Genomic DNA, 18,768 nt, shown 5'->3' with positions numbered 1-18,768 from the left:
AAGTTGACGGATCCCTACATCCCCTTGGAGGCTCCATGTCGGAACACGTCTATGAACTGCTTGAAGTCACGGGATCATCGCCCATTTCATCAGATAACGCTGTCGCGGTTGCGCTCGAAAAGGCGTCGGGCACAGTGAGGAACATCGAATGGTTCCAGGTAACGGAAACCCGGGGACACACCGAGGGCGGCAAGATTCTTCATTGGCAGGTAACCTTGAAGCTCGGCTTCCGGGTCGACGACTGATCCCGGCAACTACGTAAAGCCCCCGCCGAAGCATCGCGCGCAACATCTTTCTCGACCCGTACAGCCGAATGACGAACGCCTCGAAAACCTGCCTTGCAGCCTTGCTGGTTGCCGTCTGCGCGGCTCCCGCAGTGGCCATGGCTCGCCCTCATCACCATCATCATAAATGGCACCCGCATCATCGGCACCATCCGCATTACCGGCATCATCGCTAGCTCCTTGAGCAAGAGGTGCAGGCGGCATCCGGACGCACTCCGTCGCTGTGCCTGACTGACATCATGGAACTTCTCCTGCAGACTGGCGAGTTTTTCAAGCGGGCCGGGCGAGCGCTCCTGCTCGTCTGGGCCACGTCGCCCGCATTTCTCGTTGGGCTGCTCATCGCGACCCTCATCGCCGGCGTGCTGCCTGCCGTGGCGGCGGTCATTGGGCAGCGGATCGTGGACGCCGTCGTCGCGGCGACGCGTGGTTCAGTACATGGCCTGCATTGGCCTGTCGCGCGCTATCTGCTGCTCGAGGCATTGCTTCTCGTCGCCCTCGCGGCGAGTCAGCGGGCTCTGTCGTTGCTGCAAAATCTTCTTCGCGCGCGGCTCGGGCAGAAAGTCAATCTCCTCATTCTGGAGAAGGCTCAGAAGCTGAGCCTGGTTCAGTTCGAAGACCCAGAGTTCTACGATCGTCTTGTACGGGTACGACGCGATGCGTCATCACGTCCCTTGTCGCTCGTAATGAAGTCACTCGGACTGGTTCAGAATGTCATCGCGGTGACGAGCTTTGCAGTATTGCTCGTGAGGTTTTCACCGTGGGCGCTCGTGATATTGGTGGTGGGGGCCATTCCGAGTTTCATCTCCGAAGCCCGTTTTTCGGGAAGCGCTTTCCGCTTGTTTGGGCGGCGGACGCCCGAGAGCAGGCAACAAAACTATATCGAGTCCTTGCTCTCGCACGAAGCCAACATCAAGGAAGTCAAGCTCTTCGGCTTCGCGCCGCTTCTTCTGCAACGCTATCGGGACACCTTCGAAAAGCTCTACGCAGAAGACCGCGCGCTGACACTGCGGCGCGACGGTTGGGGCTTCCTCCTCGGCGTGCTGGGGACAATCGCATTCTATGCGGCCTATGCATGGATCGTCCTCGAGACCGTCAACGGAACGATCTCGCTGGGGCAAATGACGATGTATCTGGTTCTGTTCAGACAAGGACAGAGTGCGGTGAGCAGCAGTTTGTCGTCAATTGGAGGGCTCTACGAAGACGGGCTGTATCTGAGCGACTTGTTCGAGTTTCTTGCGCACCCGGAAACCATTGGCATCGGGCATCTAACACGAGGGATTCATCCGGGCGCGGGACTCAAGTTCGACCGGGTTTCGTTTGCCTACCCTGGGGTCGAGCGCCCTGCGCTCACGGACATCAGCTTCGAATTGAAGCATGGGCAGACTCTCGCCCTCGTGGGTGAGAACGGTTCTGGCAAGACGACGCTCATCAAACTTCTGACCCGACTTTATACCCCGTCTTCCGGCCGCATCCTGCTAGATGGGACAGACCTTCGGGAGTGGGACGAATATGCGCTGCGCCGACGGATCGGCGTCATCTTCCAGGACTTCATTCGCTATCAGTTCAAGGCGGGGGAGAATCTAGGCGTCGGTGATATCGAAGCGTTCTCCGACAAGACGCGCTGGAGTGAGGCGGCTCGCAAGGGGATGGCCGCCGCGTTCATCGAGCAGATGGAGAATGGCTATGAGACCCAGCTTGGACGATGGTTCGCGGGCGGCCGGGAATTGTCGGGCGGGCAGTGGCAGAAGATTGCGCTTTCGAGAGCATACATGCGCGAGAGCGCCGATATCCTGATCCTCGACGAGCCGACCGCCGCACTCGATCCTGAAGCCGAAGCCGGAGTGTTCGCGCAATTTCAGGCACAGTCCGGACAGCGGATGTCCATTCTGATTTCGCATCGCTTTTCAAGCGTGCGAGGCGCCGACCAGATCGTGGTGTTGGACGAAGGGCGGATACTCGAACGTGGAAGCCACGCGCAACTGCTTGCCCGGAACGGCCGCTACGCGCACTTGTTCGACTTGCAGGCTAGGGGTTATCAGTAAGCTAGTCCGTCGCGATTCGAAAATTTCATGCGTCGGCGCGTCAGAATGCATGTCGTTTGAGCCGGCGGACGACATGAAGAGGGTGAGGCCAACGACTATCGGCGTTTCCCATTGTGGCTATCAAGGAGTTGCAAACCCAATGACGCGTCCTCGCCTAAGGTTCCGATCGAACGTTTTGAGCCGGTTTAAGTTGGTATCCAGTTCAAGACGTCCCAAGAAAGTCTGCATTATTTATATTCTTCAATTGTCGCAAAGATTGAATTTACCAGTAATAAATCATGCTTTATGTGGGCCGTTAAATTCTGACAGTTTCATTACATAGTTAATAAGACGTTATTAGCGTCACGCTTCCAAGCAGGCGACGTTACCCAACAACGTTCGTCAACCGACGCGTCGAATCCTCATCGCGTCCGCGTCTAATCCCATCGGGTCAACCCTGATTGTTCCGATGCGACACGCTCTGATACTTTCCAAATCATACGTATGACCTAGAGGGAATTGCCGAGCATGCCAACTTTGCACCGCCAAGTGCTAAACCAGATTGGCGAACAAATTTGCTCGGGCAAATTTGCGCCGGGCGACATCCTGCCCGCCGAAGATGAACTCGCCCAGCTGATGCAGGTGAGTCGCATCACGATCCGCGAAACGGTGAAGTCGCTGTCCGCGAAGGGCATGCTTCAGGTGCGACGCCGCCACGGCACGATCGTGCTGCCGCGCGCTCACTGGCAATTGTTCGATCCCGACGTGATCACGTGGCGCGCGCGTGCCGGCGCCGTCGATGGCGATCTCATTCGCGACCTGATGGAATTGCGCACGATCATCGAGCCGAATGCAGCGAAGCTTGCGGCAAAGCGCGCGACGCCCGAAGACCGCCGCGCGGTGCGTCGCGCGTTCAAGGCGATGGAGCGCGCGGTCGCGGGGCAGGGCGAATACGTGCCTGCCGATCTCGCGTTTCACGGCGCGATCCTCACAGCGTGCCACAACCAGTTTGTTCAACAGATGCAAAACGCACTTTCCGCGATCTTGCGCACAAGCTTCGAATTGAGTTCGGAGATCGAGGGCGGCCCGGCGCGCTCGTTGCCGATGCACGGAGCGTTGTGCGTCGCCATTGAAAACGGCGACGCGCACGCGGCGGAGCAGGCCGTGCTCACGTTGATCGAACGCGCGGAAAAGGACTTCGACGATCGCGCGGCGCTTCAGCACACCACGAACGACAAGCCGCTGTAATACAGGTTCAACGACGCATCACAGCCACGCAATGAGAAGCCGCAGCCTGAAACAGAGGCTGCGCGGACGCGCTCGCGTCCTCGATTCGAATGCATTCGACCAAGGAAACACGCATGAACAAGTTGTTTGATTTGAGCGGCCGCACGGCGCTTGTCACCGGTTCGGTGCGCGGCATCGGCTACGCCCTCGTGGAAGGACTCGCAACGGCGGGTGCGCGCGTCATCGTCAACGGCACGAAAGCCGATACCGTCGACATCGCGGCGAGCCGCCTCCGAGCGCAAGGCTTCGACGCACGCGGCCGCGCCTTCGATGTGACCAACGAGGCGTCCGTCGCGGCCGCATTCACCGCATGGGACGCGGAGGGCGTCGAAGTGGACATCGTCGTCAACAACGCGGGAATCCAGTTCCGCAAGCCGATGATCGAACTGGCGCTCGCCGACTGGCAACGCGTGATCGATACCAACCTGACGAGCGCATTCATTGTCGCGAAGGAGGCGGCGCGGCGCATGATCGAGCGGCGTCGCGGCGGCAAGATCATCAACATCGGTTCGCTGACGAGCGAGGGCGCGCGCGCGACCGTCGCGCCGTACACGGCTGCCAAGGGCGGCATCAAGATGCTCACGCGCGCGATGAGCGCCGAATGGGCGCCGTTCGACATTCAGGCGAACGCGATCGGCCCCGGCTACATCCTCACCGACATGAATCAGGCGCTCGTCGACAACGCGAGCTTCGATGCCTGGGTGAAAAGCAGCAACCCGTCGCAACGATGGGGCAAGCCCGAAGAACTCGTCGGCACGGCGGTGTACCTCGCGTCGCCCGCATCAAGCTATGTGAACGGACAAATCATATACGTCGATGGCGGCTGGCTCGCCGTACTTTGACACCGGAGACATCATGGACAACATCAAGACCGTAGCGCCGCAAAGATGGTGGCATCTCATGCCGATCATCTTCATCACCTATAGCCTCGCTTATCTGGATCGCGCGAATTACGGCTTCGCGGCCGCGGCGGGCATCGACAGGGATCTCGGCATCACGTCAGCGACGTCGTCGCTGATCGGTGCACTGTTCTTCCTCGGTTACTGCCTGTTTCAAGTGCCCGGCGCGATTTACGCGCAGAAGAACAGCGTCAAGAAACTCATCTTCGCGAGCCTGATTCTGTGGGGCCTGTGCGCCGCCGCGACCGGCATGGTCAGCAACATTCCGACGCTGATGGCGCTGCGCTTCGTGCTCGGCATCGTCGAGGCCGCGGTGATGCCGTCGATGCTCATGTACATCAGCCGATGGTTCACGCGCACGGAACGTTCGCGCGCGAACACGTTCCTGATTCTTGGCAATCCGGTGACGGTGCTGTGGATGTCGATCGTCTCCGGCTACCTTGTGCGCAATTTCGGCTGGCGCGAGATGTTCGTGATCGAGGGCGTGCCCGCGATCCTGTGGGCGATCGTGTGGTGGTTCACGGTGAAAGATCGTCCGGCCGACGCGCCGTGGATGAGCGACAAGGAGAAGGCCGATTTCGATGCGATCCTCAAGGCCGAGCAGGCGCATATCGCGCCGGTGCGCGACTACAAGGCGGCGTTTCGTTCGTCCATCGTGCTCAAGTGCTGCGCCATTCACGCGTTGTGGAGCATCGGCGTGTACGGCTTCATCATGTGGCTGCCGTCGATTCTGAAGTCGGCATCGAAGACCATCGATATCGTGTCGGTCGGCTGGCTCTCCGCCGTGCCGTACCTCGCGGCCATCGTACTCATGCTGAGCGCGTCGTATCTGTCGGACAAGACGCGCAATCGCAAGCTCTTCGTCTGGCCGTTGCTGTTGATCGGCACGATTGCGTTCGTCGGTTCGTATCTCGTCGGAAGCTCGAATTTCTGGCTGTCGTTCGCGTTGCTCGTGATCGCGGGTGCGACGATGTATGCGCCTTACGGACCGTTCTTCGCGCTGGTGCCCGAGCTGATCCCGAGCAACGTTCTAGGCGGCGCGATCGGCCTGATCAATGCGTGCGGCGCGCTCGGCGCGTTCCTCGGCGCATGGCTCGTCGGTTATCTGAATGGCGCGACGGGTAGTCCTTCCGCATCGTATGTGTTCATGGCTGCGGCGTTGCTCGCGTCGGTCGTCCTCATGATGCTGGTTCCGGCACAGACCAGCGCGCGCTCGACTCCCAGGGGAGGCGCGGACACGAAGTCCGATGCCGTGTCTTCCGTCATCGTGGAATAAGGCAATGGCTACACTCATCACCGACGTCAAGGTCATTCTGACCGCGCCGGAAGGCATCAATCTCCTCGTCGTCAGGGTCGAAACGAATCAGCCTGGCTTGTTTGGACTAGGGTGCGCGACGTTCGCTTACCGGCATCTCGCGGTCAAATGTCTGATCGAGGAATACTTGCGGCCTTTGCTTATCGGGCGCGATGCGGATGCGATCGAAGAGCTCTGGCAGTTGATGCATCAGAACGCGTACTGGCGCAATGGTCCGATCGAAAACAACGCGATTTCCGGCGTGGATATGGCGTTGTGGGACATCAAAGGCAAGCAGGCGAACATGCCGCTGTATCAGTTGTTCGGCGGCAAGGTGCGCGAGGGTGTGCCGATCTATCGTCATGCCGATGGCCGCGATCTGAACGAGTTGTGCGAGAACATCCAGCGATATCGCGAGCAGGGCATCACGCATATCCGCTGTCAGAGCGGTGGTTATGGCGGCGGCGCGTTTGGCCGTGCGCCGTCGAGTGCGCCTGAGGGCGCACTCGACGGCATCTATCTCGATAGCCGCAAGTACATGCGCGACACGCTCAAACTGTTCGAAGGTATCCGCAGCAAGATCGGTTTCGATGTCGCGTTGTGTCACGACGTACACGAGCGCCTGAAGCCCATTGAAGCGATTCGATTCGCGCGCGAACTCGAGCCTTACGAGTTGTTCTTTCTCGAAGACGCGATCTCGCTCGAAGAAGGGGAATGGATGCGCCGGTTGCGCGAGAAAACCACGACGCCGCTGGCGCAAGGCGAACTCTTCAACAATCCGTACGAGTGGCGCTTTCTGATCACGGAACGTCTGATCGATTTCATTCGTGTGCATCCGAGTCAGATCGGCGGCATCACAGCTGGGCGCAAGCTGCAGATTTTCGCGGAGCAGTTCGGCGTGCGCACCGCCTGGCACGGTCCGGGCGACATGTCGCCGCTCGCGCATGCCGCGAACATTCATATCGATCTGGCGTCGCGCAATTTCGGCGTGCAGGAATGGTCGGGCACGGAACCGCCGAACTTCGTCATTCAGAAGCTCAAAGGACCGCGGGAGGCGTTGCTCGATGTATTTCCCGGCCTGCCAGAGTTTCGAGAAGGCTTCGTCTATGCCAACGATAGGCCAGGGCTAGGGATCGAACTGGACGAGCACGAAGCGGCGAAGTATCCGTGCGAACGTGAAACCACGCTATGGACGCAAACACGTCTGATGGACGGCGGGCTGCAAACACCTTGACGTGTTCACCCCCAAAAACTCGGCGGATGGGGGTGAGTACGACTACGCAGCATGCTCTGATCAAGCTTCGACCGGCCCCTCGAAAGTTCCTTTTTTTAAGTTAATAATGCGGGCGTCGCAGCACGGCGAAGTCGTCGTCTTGACGTGCGCAATGGCGATCGGCTGATCGACGATTTCTAAAAAACCTCGCGTGGCCGATGTACCTTTGGAAGCGGCCGCCGAAGCGACGTTAGGGAGAATGGCCGGAGAGGGTCGGCTACGAAAGTCCGCAGGGTGTCCGCGGTGGCAGATCAGTCATTGAACTGTGAACTTCGGCAACCTGCCAGTTGCAAACCTTCGAAGTCTCAGGCTCCAAAGCTCTCGTTCGGCCCGGTGAGCACGGGACGCGGGCCGCGGATTCGCTGGTTTGATCTGCACAATCTGCTGGGTATCGTCACGCTGGCATGGGCGTGTGTGATGGGCGCGACGGGCGTGCTCAACACGCTCGATTCGATGCTTTTCGGCCACTGGCAGAAGCACGAACTCGCCGCGCTGCTGGCGCCGTACCACGGGCTCGAACCAGTTCGGTATCCGACATCGGTCGCGCGTGCGACGGCCGTCGCGCGCCGGGCGATGCCGGATCGCGAGCCTTCGTTCGTCGCGTATCCCGGTTCGTTCTTCAGCAGCCGATATCACTACACGGTCTTCGCGCGCGGCGACACGCTGCTGACGTCGCGACTGCTCGCGCCGGTGCTGGTCGACGCGCGCGCACTCAAGGTGAGCGCGGTGGGCACGCTGCCGTGGTATCTGATCGCGCTGGAGGCATCGCGGCCGCTGCACTTTGGCGACGATGGTGTCTGGCCGTTCAAGCTGCTATGGGCGCTGCTCGATATCGCGAGCATCGTGGTGCTAGCGAGCGGGCTCTATCTATGGATCGCGCGCCGGTGGGCGCAACAGAGGAGACGATCATGAGCGAGCCTGCTGGCAAGCGCCCGCGCGTGTGGGCCATGCCCATGCTGTTGGCGGCCGCGACCGTGATCGGCCTTGCCGCTGCCCTGTGCGGAGAGGGACTGAGCCGATGGGCCGCGTGGTTCGCGCTTGGCGTGCCGCTTGCCGTGGCGGCCCGGCACGTAATGCGTGCCACGTGCGATTGGCAACGTTAGAGCTATATCAGGTCCCCAAGCAGATATCGATGAGCTCCTTCAGCACCGCTGGCAACTCAGGCGCCGACAGCGCCTGTAGATCATTTTTGCGTCTGGGCATGCGAGACGTTCAGTCGCGGATCGTCCAACGATTCCCGCACTTGTCCTCGAACCCCCTCCTTTATAGGCGATCGCGTTCGAATGCGTCTGCTTCCATGGCCGCAGCGCAATCGGCACGCCTTTTCCTCTCAAACTCGGCTTCGTCGAGGCGCCGCGCCTTGAACGCAAACTGTCCGTTCCGAACGCCAAGGTCCCGAGTTACCTCGAGCGTCTTGATTGGCTTGCGGACGTGCCGCCACGGGCCTCATTTGTCGTCGGCAATGCGAGCGATCCCTCGAAACCTGGTTGACGATAAGAGTCACGCATCCTTTCGAGCGACGCGACGCAGCAGTCTTGGATCTGTTTCCCATTCATCACGCGAGCCGATTGCGATCAATGGGAAATCTGGATGGATCGGGTTGAGCAGATAATTTGTTTCTGCAGGAACGACCGAGCTAGGGACGGCAAGGACCGCGCTCGTCTGGTTACGCGCCCATGCGGCGCCTATCTCCTGCAATTCATTCCGCGCCTCAAGGTCGCGCCAGTCGTTGGGCAGGCTCGCGCTATCGACGCGCCCGATCAGGGACTCAGGGATTCGGGCCGGAATCATGATGTAGCGGGCTCGCAAGGGTGAGTCCTGAACCAGCATTTCCAGCAAAGCGAGCGATTGGGTCTGCGCGGTGTACACGAGCGCAAGTCCTTTCGGGTTCCACCGCCCGCCGTACAGTCGCGCACCCTCACCGGAGAAACTGCTGTCGGCGAACCGTTCCGTCGTGACTCGCCATGCCGTTACCGTCATGCAAACACACCGTGCTCGATGCGCCCCAGCGTATCCATCACACTGTCGGCACCGATGTCCGTGTCGATCAAGCTGAGCGGGGTGGCGTCGCCGAGTGCCGCCGCCGGCGCCTTGAGCCAGCCGATCGCCAATTCGAGATCTTCGAACACTTCCGCGGCCCGCGCGGTGACACGCGCAAGCCTGAGCAATTTCGCCGACTCCTCGCGGCTGAACACGCCTTCGCGTTTGCGTCGGGCCAACGTACGCTCTGGAATGTCGAGTGCCTGCGCCAGCTCTGCCTGCGAGAGTCCGATCGATTTCAGAATGGAGTCGAGCGCCAGCGACGAGATCCCGTGACGAACAATGTTGACCCAATCAAGTCCCGAGCGCGGTGCACGTGGGAGCACCGAGCGGCCACCCAAAAGCGAATCAGCAGAAATCTTGTCGATTGCGGTCATAGGCGCCTCCTGCCATTTGGCATCTATTCTACACCAAATTGGCAGCACGACCTTTTGAATGGGATCTCGCCCTGCGCCGCGCAACTTGTGGTCGCATTCGTCAACCATTGTCGCTTTAACGTATGTGAGATGCATCGTCGGACGCATGTGACAGGTTATTCGGAACGCCCTGGTTCTCCATTGTTAGGCTGTAGGAGCTGCCCGCGACGAAGTGCTTCGATTTGTTGATCAATCGGTGCCGGATGAGTTATAAATGATATCCATTCTCATCTTCCAGACGCGTCACTCGGCTGGAAAGGTCATCCGATGTGCGCCGCCAACTATCCGGTGCAGCCCACGCTGCACACGCTTTACCACGACCATCATCGCTGGCTGTTCGACTGGCTTCGCCGACGACTCGGACACGCGGCCGATGCCGCTGATCTCGCGCACGACACGTTTGTTCGCTTGATGATGCGGAGCACCGCTCCCGAAGTGCACCATTTCGCCGAGGCGCGTGCGTATCTGCGAACCACAGCACAAAACCTGTGCATCAATCTCTGGCGCCGCCAGGAAATCGAGCGCGCCTGGATGGAGACGCTTGCCGCCTGGCCCGAGCCGACTTATCCCTCGGCCGAACGCCAGGCTATCGTTCTGGAGGCGCTGGCGGAGATCAGTGCGATGCTCCACGCGCTGCCAGAAAAGGCGGCGCAAGCGTTCCTGCTGGCCGTGGCGTTCCAGATGACCGATGACGAAGTCGGCGCTCGCCTTGAGGTGTCCGGGCGGATGGTCCGGAAATATGTTGCGAAGGCCATGCTCGGCTGCCTGCAATTGCATGCGCGCGATACCGCTGCCGCATTGCGCGAAGATGTTGGGGTGTAGCCTGCCTTGCGCCGCGAAGCCGCATTCGAGGCCGATGCTGGACGAGCCGATTCCAGCATGACGACACAACCCTCTCACGCCACCTTGCAGGCCGCCGCTGAGTGGTATGCGACGCTGCGCACGGGCGACGCGACCCATCAGGAACAGGTGGACTGGCGAACCTGGCTCGATGCGTCGAGCGAGAACCGGACCGCTTGGCGCCATGTCGAGCAGATCAGCCGGTCTTTCGGCGTGTTGCAGGACATGCCGGACCCGGAAAGGGCTAGTGAAGCGCTCGTGGCCGCGAACAAGCGCCTGCAACGCCGCCGCCGTGCGCTGCTGGGCGTCGCCGGATTGATTGGGGTGGGGGCTGTCGCCGGACTGAGCCGGCGCATGTCGTCGGACACGCTGTTGGCTCTGGCCGCTGACCATCGGACCCGCACCGGGGAGCTGCGCGACATCTACCTGCCCGACGGGACGCACGTGTGGCTCAATACCGCCACGGCTTTCAATGTGCAATTCGACAAGACGATCCGCGAGATCAAATTGTTGCGCGGTGAAATCTTCATCGAGACCGCTCACGATCCTGCACGTCCTTTTGTCATCGCAACGTCCGAAGGCCGTCTGCGCGCGCTGGGCACGCGTTTCAACGTCCTGCAAGGCGAAGACACAATCTCGATGAGCGTCTTTGCAGGCGCAGTCGAGGTCACGCTGCGCGACGGTGGCCAGCGCACGGTGGTGCAAGCCGGGCAGCAGATCCAGTTCAACCGCAGTCGCGTCTTGTGGACCCAGGACGCGGATCCGGCACGCGAAGCCTGGACGCGTGGCGTGCTGATCGCGCGCGACATTACTCTTCGCGAATTCGTCGAACAACTCCAGCGTTATCGCTCGGGCCATCTAGGTGTAGCCGACGAAGTAGCAGGCTTGCGGGTGTACGGCAGTTTTCCCCTGCGCGACACCGATCGCGCGATCGCCATGCTTTCAAACGTGTTACCCGTGCGGGCGCACGAAACGCTGCCGTGGTGGGTCACGATCGTCGGTCATCGATAACCGCGCGCGCACATTTTTTTTCGGAAACGGTTCCGGATTTTCTGCTCTCGATGGTTTTACAGAGTGAGAGAGATCCCGGTCGCTACAGCCACTCAATGATCGCCGGTGCGCACGTGCCGGCCCGCGCCGTATTGGCGAAATCACAGGCAGCTCCACGAGCACCCGGACGAGGCGGTCAACGCCGATCTCGCCTTTCACGCTATAGGAGCCCTCCATGCCAAAACGGTCCGTTCGTCCAGATTCCCGATTCATTACCGCCAGCCCGTGCCGCTCGCGCGTGCGAACGCCGCTCGCCGTCGCCATGCACATGCTCATGGTCAGTGGAGCATTCGCCGCCGCAGCGTCGATGACAGTCGCCCATGCGCAAACCGCAGCCGCTCCTGCCATGCAGCGTTACGACATTGCCGCCGGACCTCTGAGCCAGGTCCTGACAACGTTCTCGTCGCAGGCAGGCATCTATGTCGTCGGGGCGACGGATCTCGCCAAGGGCAAAGCGAGTCCCGGCTTGCACGGGACCTATTCGGTGAATGGAGCCTTGCACGCGCTGCTTGCCGGGACGAGCCTTGCAGCGGTGGCGCACGACGACGGAAGCTGGTCGCTCGAAGCCACGTCCGACAACGCCGGGGATAGCACGCTACCGGCCGTCAAAGTTACCGGCACGACAGAGAGGCCGACCCAGTCGCTGAACCCGCCCACCACCGTGGGCTCCAAGGAGGCACTCACCGCGCGCGAGATTCCTCAAACCGTCAGCGTGATCAGCCAGCAGCAGATCCAGGCGCTCAACCTGCAAACGGTCGACGATGCGATGAAATATGCGCCAGGCGTCACGACGGAAGTCAATCAGCCGGGATTTGCCAGCTACTACAGCCGCGGTTTCCCGATCAGCACGATTCAGTTCGACGGTGTGCCCACAGGCGTGGTCACAAGCGGCATCTCGGGCCCGACCGAGGGACTCGCGGCATATGACCGCGTCGAAGTCCTTTACGGCCCGTCGGGCATTCTGAACGGTTTCGGCGGCGAGGGTGGCATCCTGAATCTGGTGCGCAAGCGTGCACCAAGCCAGTTCGAGGCATCGGCGCAGATATCAGCGGGCACCTATTCGACCGGCGATGTGCAGGCGGACGTCGGTGGCCCGCTCAATCAGGCGGGCACGCTGCGCGGTCGCTTCGTCGTGGATGAGCGGTATGAACACCAGATGCAGGACACGACCTGGCAGCGCAACCAGCAGTTCTACGGCACGCTCGAAGCCGATGTGACGCCGACGACGCAGGTCCGTGTCGGCGTGAGCTATACCGACATTTACGGCAAGCCGATGTACGGTCTGCCGAACAACACCGACTACACGAATCTGAAGGTCTCGCGTTCAACGTTTATCGGCCCGGACTGGAACTGGTTCTCGAACCAACGCACGAATGCATTCGCGGAAGTCGAACAGAAACTGGCGGCGGACTGGACCGCGAAGCTCTCGTACAACTTCATGCGTACGACCACCGACGTGCTGACGGGCGCAATCATCACGAACGACCCGACGACGAACCTGGCCAACCACTACAGCCTGAACACCGCCGATACCAACACGCAGAACGCGCTCGACCTTTATGCGACCGGGCCGTTCACGCTGTTCGGACGCACGCATCATTTGACCGTTGGCGCAAGCTATCTGCATACGAACGACGTCACTAACCAGTACCTCATCAATCCCGCCACCGGACTGGACTTCGAGGGAGACATCACCGCTCCGCTCTACGACAATTCGGCCTATTCGAATGCATTCGCTGGCGGCCCGCAAAACGACGTGAAGGCGACCTCCACGCAGTACGGGATCTACGGCAACGCGCGCTTCAGCCTCGCCGACCCGCTCACGCTGGTGGTAGGCGGCCGCGTGACATGGTGGAATGGTGACTCGGTGCCCAGTTCGGATCCGAACAACAATTTCTTTGGCAACACGGCGACGCACGATCACGTGTCGGCCAAGTTCAGCCCAACGGTGGGCCTGCTCTACGATCTCAACGAACGCCACACGCTCTATGCAAGCTATGCGTCGATTTTCCAGCCGCAGGCGGGCAACGAAACGGTCTCGGGTGAGGTGATCAAGCCGCTCGAGGGTTACCAGTTCGAAATTGGCGAGAAGGGCGAGTATCTCGGCGGCTTGCTCAGCACGAACGTCGCCTTGTTCCACATCCGAGAGAAGAATCGCGCGATGGCGGATCCAGTCAACCAGGGATTCTACGTTGCACAGGGGCAGGCGCAATCGCAAGGCGTGGACCTGCGGGCCACCGGCCGGATCACGCAGAACTGGAAGATTGGAGCGGGCTACACCTATACGAACTGGCGAAACTACGACGACAGCTTTGTCCAGCACCAGGGCTTCTCCGTCGTGACGCCGAAGCACCTGTTCAAGCTGTGGACCAGCTACAACCTGCCAGGCCAGTTCTATCGCTGGACGGTGGGCGGCGCGCTCTATGTCCAGAGCAGCACCTTCTACACGGACAAGAGCGGTTTCCTGTCGAACAACACGGCGTCGAGCGGCACGTTGACGGCAGGCGGCTACGCAACCGTCGACGCGAATGTCGGTTATCAGATCAACAAGCATCTGAGCGCGTCGCTGCTGGTGACGAACCTGTTCAACCGGAAATACATTTCGTCATTGACGACGGGCGGTCCGGGTACGTACTTCGGGGATCCCGCCAAAGTGTTGTTCACACTGCGCGCCACGATGTAACGCTTCTCGCGACCCTTAGGACCGATCAGGCGCCAGCGTGCTGGGCAAGCGGTCGCGCGCCGCGATCTCTACTTCGATGTGCCGGCGCGATGTCACCGACGCTCAGCCGTCATCGAAGAGCCGCTCGCCCGCCTGTCAAGCATGTTTGCCGACGACAATCTGCGGGAGCGCCGTCGCGAGCGGCATGCAGTACTTTTTCTTCAGCGCCAGATAATCCAGCAGTGACATTCTGCGCACGAGCACATCGGGCGGCTAGTGCTTCTCTTTGCTAGTCACGCACAGGCCAAGATCGCATGTCGCGAGACCATCGCGTATTGCGCCATCAGCGGGTGCTGCTTGGGCGTCCGCGCTCCACGCCGCCGGGCGGTGTCGATGTTGCCGCCCTATACGACGTTCACGCTGAGGCTGTCGGGCACGAAGAGAAGGCGGGCGACCGCTCAAAAGCAATCGATATCGCATTCTCCGCTGACTTCGGACGTTCGCTCGAACGCGCGCGCGTGGATGTCGAACGATTCCAGTAGCGCCTCTATCAACGCCCCAAACTCGCCGTGCAACGAGCGGAGGAAGTCTCCAGAGTATGGCGCACGGCTGCGGAGTCGATGCTAGTCATCACCGAGTTGGTCTACCAGTTCGTGCTGTAAGTCATCTTCCACAGGCGAATCCTGCATCCCGTCGTCAAGTTGAGCGATGTGGTGAACCGCCTAGGCGCACAGGACTTGCCTGTCGAGCCGCCTAGGCGCACAGGACTTGCCTGTCGAGCCGCCGCGCCACGACCGCGACGAAATCGGCGACATGGCGCAAGCGCTACGCGTGTTTGGTGAGAACGGACTGGTGCGTCGGCGTCTCGAGCGCGAACGGGAGGCCGACCGTGTCTTGCGCGATTCGCTGTCGCGCATGATGCAGCGGCTTCACGGATGCAACGACACTCGGGATCCGATCGGGGTAGTCGAACGCTTCACGCCTGAGCGTCTGCCGGATACGCGCGGACAGCGCTATCTGCTGGACGCCGAACGTGCTGCGATGCGGGCCGCCTGTTCGTGGAAGCCGCCCAGGCACACCTCGGAGTTGTTCTCTCCGAATGCGTGCTGGGGCATCCGGCGGGCAGCCTGCGTCGTCCGGCTGGCAAGCAAGTGGATGTGCCGTGCGCACACTTGCAGCTCGCCGATGGCGCCGTACCCGATACCTGCTGCCTGCCGCTCGCAGGACAACATGGCGCACTGGAAATGTTGTACCTGGAGTTCAGCGAGGGCACGCAGCACAAAGTAGACTGTTGGAGTAGAGTTTGCCCGCTGGGATCCGGTCTTGATTTGGCTACGTGGACTGGCTCCTACGAGTTCCAGCGTTTCGCCGCACCCCAAACGCGATATTAGAACCTAGGCGCATCCCTGTTCCTCAAGGGATGCGCGAAGAAGTGATGGTTGGCTTCTCTTCTAGTTATGCTGCTTCCCCGGATCAGTGAGTTGGCGTTCCAAAACGACCGCGCTTGACTATTAGTCTCGAAAGCTGATTCTCTGCCGGATGAAACATCGAAGAATCATGCCTGCTGCGCTACCCAGTCTGCCCTGTCATTCATCTAGCAATGCACTCAAACGAACAACCTCTGCGGCGGGTGTTTCCGCCTATTTTGCTGCCGATGTTTTTGGCCGTCGTGGATGTCACCATCGTCGCGGCCGCCCTGCCTGCCATGGCCGCGTCATTTGGCGACGTGCAGCGTGTGTCTTGGGTAGTGGCATCCTACTTGGTCGCCAGTACCGTGGTGGCGCCTGTGTATGGCCGTTTGGGTGACGCGCTGGGCCGCCGACGATTGCTGCTGGTGGCGTTGGTGATTTTCATGTGCGCATCGGTGTTGTGCGCCCTGGCAAAGGGAGTTCTTTCCCTTACTGCAGCACGAGTGTTGCAAGGCTTTGGCGGCGGCGGCCTGATGGTACTCAGCCAAGCGCTGTTGGGCGAGACTGTCTCCCGACGGCAGCTCGGCCTCGCTCAGGGAGTCACGGCCGCGGTGATTGTTGCCTCCTCCAGTTTCGGGCCGGTGGCAGGCGGGGCGCTTACGCATTGGTTTGGCTGGCCTTCGGTGTTTTTGGTGAACCTGCCTTTGGGAGGACTAGCAATGCTATTGGCGTTGCGGCTGCCGAAAGGGAAGGGCGTTGGCGGCCGGCGCGTTGGTACTGACCGCTTCGACTGGGAAGGTCTGGTTCTGTTCGCCGGACTCGTGGTGCCTCTACTTCTGGCACTGGAGCACCTTCAGCGCCTGGACATGGCCGAGTGGTATAGCACTGCGGCAGAACTCGGCCTGTCGCTGCTCTGCCTCCGACTGCTGGTGTGGCGCGAGCGACGGGCCAAGCAACCTCTATTTCCACTGGACATGCTCGGTCGGCCGGCTATGTGGCGTGCTAACGCCATGTCGGCCTTGTCAGGTGCGCTGCTGGTTAGCGAGTCGACCATCCTACCGATCCACCTGCGGGCGGTCGATGGTATATCCACGGGGCAGATCGGGCTAATGATGCTGCCGTTGACGGCGACGGTCGGAATGGGGTCACTGATGACAGGGCGACTAGTGAGTCGTACCGGCCACGTCGCGATCTTTCCTGCGGTAGGACAGACGGTAGCGGCGTGCTGCCTGGTGGTCGTCGCGTTTGGGGCCGCGCCTGTGAACGCCACTTTTGGCCCATGGGGGCTGCCCATCATGCTGGCTGTCGTGGTTGTGTTTCAAGGAACAGCGATGCCGGTGGCGCAAATCACGATGCAATCCCAAGCGCTGCCGGCGATGCTAGGTGCGGCATCCGCATCGGTTCAGCTATCGCGTTCGGTCGGCTCGGCGATCGGCGTGACAATTGCGCTCGGTGCGCTGTTCGCGACACTGGCTCGAAGCGATGGCACATCTGCGGCCTTTGCTGCAGCGGTACAGCACGGTCCAACCATCTTGAGGTCGCTACCTGACACAGCGCGCGCGATCACGACGGCTCATATCGCCAGCGGCTTCACGACTGCTTTCCTGGTTCTAGCGGCTTTCGCTGCGCTGAACGCTGCCATCGCCTGGACGTTGCCGTTGCGGCGGCTCTGATTGGATGTCTATGTAACTTCACATGCCATGGAAGAGAATTGGGCGCCGATAAGCTGGGCCGTGGGGGCTGTGGAGGAGGGGGCCGCCGGCAATGAACGTGACTTCCGATGTCGGCCATGAAGCGACACTCACTTCTCCGCACGAAATGGCCGTTGTGTGAAATATAGCCGCCACCTGTTCTGCCTGAAGCGCATCGGACCGTGGCGCGGCGCGACAGAAGAGCTCCGAGCGGACCACGCGGCGAGGATCGCTCGGGCTCCATCACCATCAAGGCTCTACGCGTCGCACCATCAGTCCAAGGCAACGGCAGGCGTTTGCACGCGCGCCCGGGAGGGTGCCGTTTCCTTCAGACTGAGCGTAACGACCAAGCCGATCGCGAGCGCAGCCAACCCGAGATGCATGATGTATTGAATGCCGAAGTGCTTGGCGATGTAACCCGCGATCGCCGGTGCGACCCCCCCACCGAAGACTTCGCCGATACCGACCACCAGACCCGAAGCCGTCGACATCAGCTTCGCCGGCACCGATTCCGCGCTCAACGGTCCCACCGTCAGCGTGATCATGCTGAACACGAAAAGAAGCGTGAGCGTGAGGTAGATGAAGAGCGTCGTCGGATTCGCACCGGTTCGCATGAGAAGGAACAGGAAGACGGCCGCTCCGATCACCGAGAAGATCATCACCGGTTTTCTGCCCAGCCGGTCGGAAAGCCCGGGCAGCACGAGTGTGCCAAGCGTGCCGCCGAAGCCGATCGCCGACAGCACGTAGCCCATCTGCTGCATGCTCAGGTGCAGATAGTCAATCAGGTAGCTCGGAAACAGTGCGCTCAGTACGACGAGGCACGTCAGCCAGCACAGCATGCCGACGATGTTCAACGGTATGTTGCAGTAGCGGAAGACATCGGTCCATTTGTGGGCGGCAAGATCCTGCGTCGCCGTGTGCAATGTGGCAGCCGTCGATCGAGTATTGCGCAGCACCCTGAACATCAGGTAAGCCACCAGTAGACCCGGAATCGACACGACCGCGAAAATCCAGTGCCACGGCAACACCTTGAGCAATTGCGTCACGAGGATCGGCGCAATGCCCAGGCCAAAAAGCGGCAGCGCCATCTGCTGAATGCCGATGTTGCGCCCGTGTCGCGTCGGCCTGGAGGCATCGAGGGTTGCGACGATGCTCGCAGGCGTGTACGCACCTTCGGCAAAGCCCATCACCGCGCGGATCAGGATCAGCGAGCCGACGCCGGTAGCAAGACCACTCAAACCCGCCAGCAGCGAGAACACGACGATCGCCGGAATGATCACCTTGCGGTGACCGATGCGGTCGGAGAGGTTGCCCATGAACATCGCGGAGATGCCCCATGCGACGGCGAGTGCTCCGGTGATGTGCCCGAGGTCCTGATAGTCCAGATGCAGGTCCGCCATCATGACGGGAAAGAGCGGCATGATCATGAACCGATCGATGCCGACCAGTCCGAAGCCGAGGGACAGCAAGGCGACGGCTTTCCATTCATAAGCTGCATCCCATCTGAATCCGGTGTTGTCTTTCATGTATGCAAGCTCCAGTCGAAGAGCGGCGTCGTGAGACGCGACGATCTAACGTGCACGAGGGATTCGCGCAGGCGTC

The 18,768-nt window shown here is 60.8% G+C and carries 16 protein-coding genes; 13 read left to right on the top strand and 3 right to left on the bottom strand.

The annotated features are described in order from the left end of the window. Positions 1-35: 35 nt before the first annotated feature. From QCE88_RS26770 to QCE88_RS26735, 8 genes are all read left to right on the top strand, one after another. Positions 36-245 carry a dodecin gene (locus QCE88_RS26770; RefSeq protein ID WP_309907899.1) on the top strand — a complete coding sequence of 70 codons (210 nt, stop codon included), beginning with the start codon at positions 36-38 and terminating at the stop codon, positions 243-245. 278 nt (positions 246-523) lie between these two features. Then, the gene (locus QCE88_RS26765; protein ID WP_309907898.1) at positions 524-2,326 is read left to right on the top strand and encodes an ABC transporter ATP-binding protein; all 1,803 of its coding nucleotides are present in this window, start codon (positions 524-526) and stop codon (positions 2,324-2,326) included. A 507-nt stretch (positions 2,327-2,833) separates the two neighbouring features. Next, complete coding sequence (locus QCE88_RS26760; protein WP_309907897.1) at positions 2,834-3,553, top strand: FadR/GntR family transcriptional regulator; 720 nt, start codon at positions 2,834-2,836, stop codon at positions 3,551-3,553. A 113-nt stretch (positions 3,554-3,666) separates the two neighbouring features. Then, entirely contained in the window at positions 3,667-4,434 is a 768-nt protein-coding gene (locus QCE88_RS26755; protein WP_309907896.1) for an SDR family oxidoreductase, read from the top strand. A gap of 13 nt (positions 4,435-4,447) precedes the next feature. Then, positions 4,448-5,767, top strand: coding sequence for an MFS transporter (locus QCE88_RS26750; protein WP_309907895.1), 1,320 nt, complete (start codon positions 4,448-4,450; stop codon positions 5,765-5,767). 4 nt (positions 5,768-5,771) lie between these two features. After that, entirely contained in the window at positions 5,772-7,019 is a 1,248-nt protein-coding gene (locus QCE88_RS26745) for an enolase C-terminal domain-like protein (protein ID WP_309907894.1), read from the top strand. Between the two features lie 372 nt (positions 7,020-7,391). After that, a complete protein-coding gene (locus tag QCE88_RS26740) occupies positions 7,392-7,970 on the top strand; it encodes a PepSY-associated TM helix domain-containing protein (RefSeq protein WP_309907893.1) in 579 nt (192 codons plus the stop codon). Then, entirely contained in the window at positions 7,967-8,161 is a 195-nt protein-coding gene (locus QCE88_RS26735) for a hypothetical protein (RefSeq protein ID WP_309907892.1), read from the top strand. Before QCE88_RS26740 ends, QCE88_RS26735 begins: the two co-directional genes overlap by 4 nt. Positions 8,162-8,558: 397 nt before the next feature. On the opposite strand, the gene QCE88_RS26730 is transcribed toward QCE88_RS26735, so the two are convergent. Both QCE88_RS26730 and QCE88_RS26725 read right to left on the bottom strand, forming a co-directional pair. Further along, positions 8,559-9,038, bottom strand: a complete 480-nt coding sequence (locus tag QCE88_RS26730) for an RES domain-containing protein (protein ID WP_309907891.1) — start codon at positions 9,036-9,038, stop codon at positions 8,559-8,561. Then, complete coding sequence (locus QCE88_RS26725) at positions 9,035-9,475, bottom strand: antitoxin Xre-like helix-turn-helix domain-containing protein (protein ID WP_309907890.1); 441 nt, start codon at positions 9,473-9,475, stop codon at positions 9,035-9,037. Before QCE88_RS26725 ends, QCE88_RS26730 begins: the two co-directional genes overlap by 4 nt. Before the next feature lie 306 nt (positions 9,476-9,781). Here QCE88_RS26725 and QCE88_RS26720 point away from each other — a divergent pair, with 306 nt between their 5' ends. The 5 genes from QCE88_RS26720 (at position 9,782) to QCE88_RS26700 (ending at position 17,148) form a co-directional block, all read left to right on the top strand. Further along, on the top strand, positions 9,782-10,336 hold the full coding sequence (locus QCE88_RS26720; RefSeq protein WP_309907889.1) for a sigma-70 family RNA polymerase sigma factor: 555 nt from the start codon (positions 9,782-9,784) through the stop codon (positions 10,334-10,336). Between the two features lie 6 nt (positions 10,337-10,342). Then, the gene (locus QCE88_RS26715; RefSeq protein WP_309907888.1) at positions 10,343-11,365 is read left to right on the top strand and encodes a FecR domain-containing protein; all 1,023 of its coding nucleotides are present in this window, start codon (positions 10,343-10,345) and stop codon (positions 11,363-11,365) included. 346 nt (positions 11,366-11,711) lie between these two features. Then, positions 11,712-14,087 carry a TonB-dependent siderophore receptor gene (locus QCE88_RS26710; RefSeq protein ID WP_309907887.1) on the top strand — a complete coding sequence of 792 codons (2,376 nt, stop codon included), beginning with the start codon at positions 11,712-11,714 and terminating at the stop codon, positions 14,085-14,087. A 293-nt stretch (positions 14,088-14,380) separates the two neighbouring features. Beyond that, positions 14,381-14,608 (top strand): hypothetical protein, encoded by a 228-nt coding sequence (locus tag QCE88_RS26705; RefSeq protein ID WP_309907886.1) that lies wholly within the window; start codon positions 14,381-14,383, stop codon positions 14,606-14,608. 1,058 nt (positions 14,609-15,666) lie between these two features. Then, positions 15,667-17,148: an MFS transporter gene (locus QCE88_RS26700; protein WP_309907885.1), complete on the top strand. Its 1,482-nt coding sequence runs from the start codon at positions 15,667-15,669 to the stop codon at positions 17,146-17,148. 290 nt (positions 17,149-17,438) lie between these two features. Here the strand turns inward: QCE88_RS26700 and QCE88_RS26695 are convergent, their stop codons facing one another. Then, positions 17,439-18,692, bottom strand: coding sequence for an MFS transporter (locus QCE88_RS26695; RefSeq protein ID WP_309907884.1), 1,254 nt, complete (start codon positions 18,690-18,692; stop codon positions 17,439-17,441). Positions 18,693-18,768 lie beyond the last annotated feature (76 nt).

Source organism: Caballeronia sp. LZ035, from assembly GCF_031451175.1.
GTDB lineage: Bacteria > Pseudomonadota > Gammaproteobacteria > Burkholderiales > Burkholderiaceae > Caballeronia.
The sequence above is the reverse complement of the archived record's forward strand: the minus strand, read 5'-3'. Positions and strand labels throughout refer to the sequence as shown.

Coding starts and splice junctions, on each gene's coding strand:
- QCE88_RS26770 (WP_309907899.1), top strand. CDS start 36: ATGTCGGAACACGTCTATGAACTGCTTGAAGTCACGGGATCATCGCCC.
- QCE88_RS26765 (WP_309907898.1), top strand. CDS start 524: ATGGAACTTCTCCTGCAGACTGGCGAGTTTTTCAAGCGGGCCGGGCGA.
- QCE88_RS26760 (WP_309907897.1), top strand. CDS start 2,834: ATGCCAACTTTGCACCGCCAAGTGCTAAACCAGATTGGCGAACAAATT.
- QCE88_RS26755 (WP_309907896.1), top strand. CDS start 3,667: ATGAACAAGTTGTTTGATTTGAGCGGCCGCACGGCGCTTGTCACCGGT.
- QCE88_RS26750 (WP_309907895.1), top strand. CDS start 4,448: ATGGACAACATCAAGACCGTAGCGCCGCAAAGATGGTGGCATCTCATG.
- QCE88_RS26745 (WP_309907894.1), top strand. CDS start 5,772: ATGGCTACACTCATCACCGACGTCAAGGTCATTCTGACCGCGCCGGAA.
- QCE88_RS26735 (WP_309907892.1), top strand. CDS start 7,967: ATGAGCGAGCCTGCTGGCAAGCGCCCGCGCGTGTGGGCCATGCCCATG.
- QCE88_RS26730 (WP_309907891.1), bottom strand. CDS start 9,038: ATGACGGTAACGGCATGGCGAGTCACGACGGAACGGTTCGCCGACAGC.
- QCE88_RS26725 (WP_309907890.1), bottom strand. CDS start 9,475: ATGACCGCAATCGACAAGATTTCTGCTGATTCGCTTTTGGGTGGCCGC.
- QCE88_RS26720 (WP_309907889.1), top strand. CDS start 9,782: ATGTGCGCCGCCAACTATCCGGTGCAGCCCACGCTGCACACGCTTTAC.
- QCE88_RS26710 (WP_309907887.1), top strand. CDS start 11,712: ATGACAGTCGCCCATGCGCAAACCGCAGCCGCTCCTGCCATGCAGCGT.
- QCE88_RS26705 (WP_309907886.1), top strand. CDS start 14,381: ATGTCGCGAGACCATCGCGTATTGCGCCATCAGCGGGTGCTGCTTGGG.
- QCE88_RS26700 (WP_309907885.1), top strand. CDS start 15,667: ATGCACTCAAACGAACAACCTCTGCGGCGGGTGTTTCCGCCTATTTTG.
- QCE88_RS26695 (WP_309907884.1), bottom strand. CDS start 18,692: ATGAAAGACAACACCGGATTCAGATGGGATGCAGCTTATGAATGGAAA.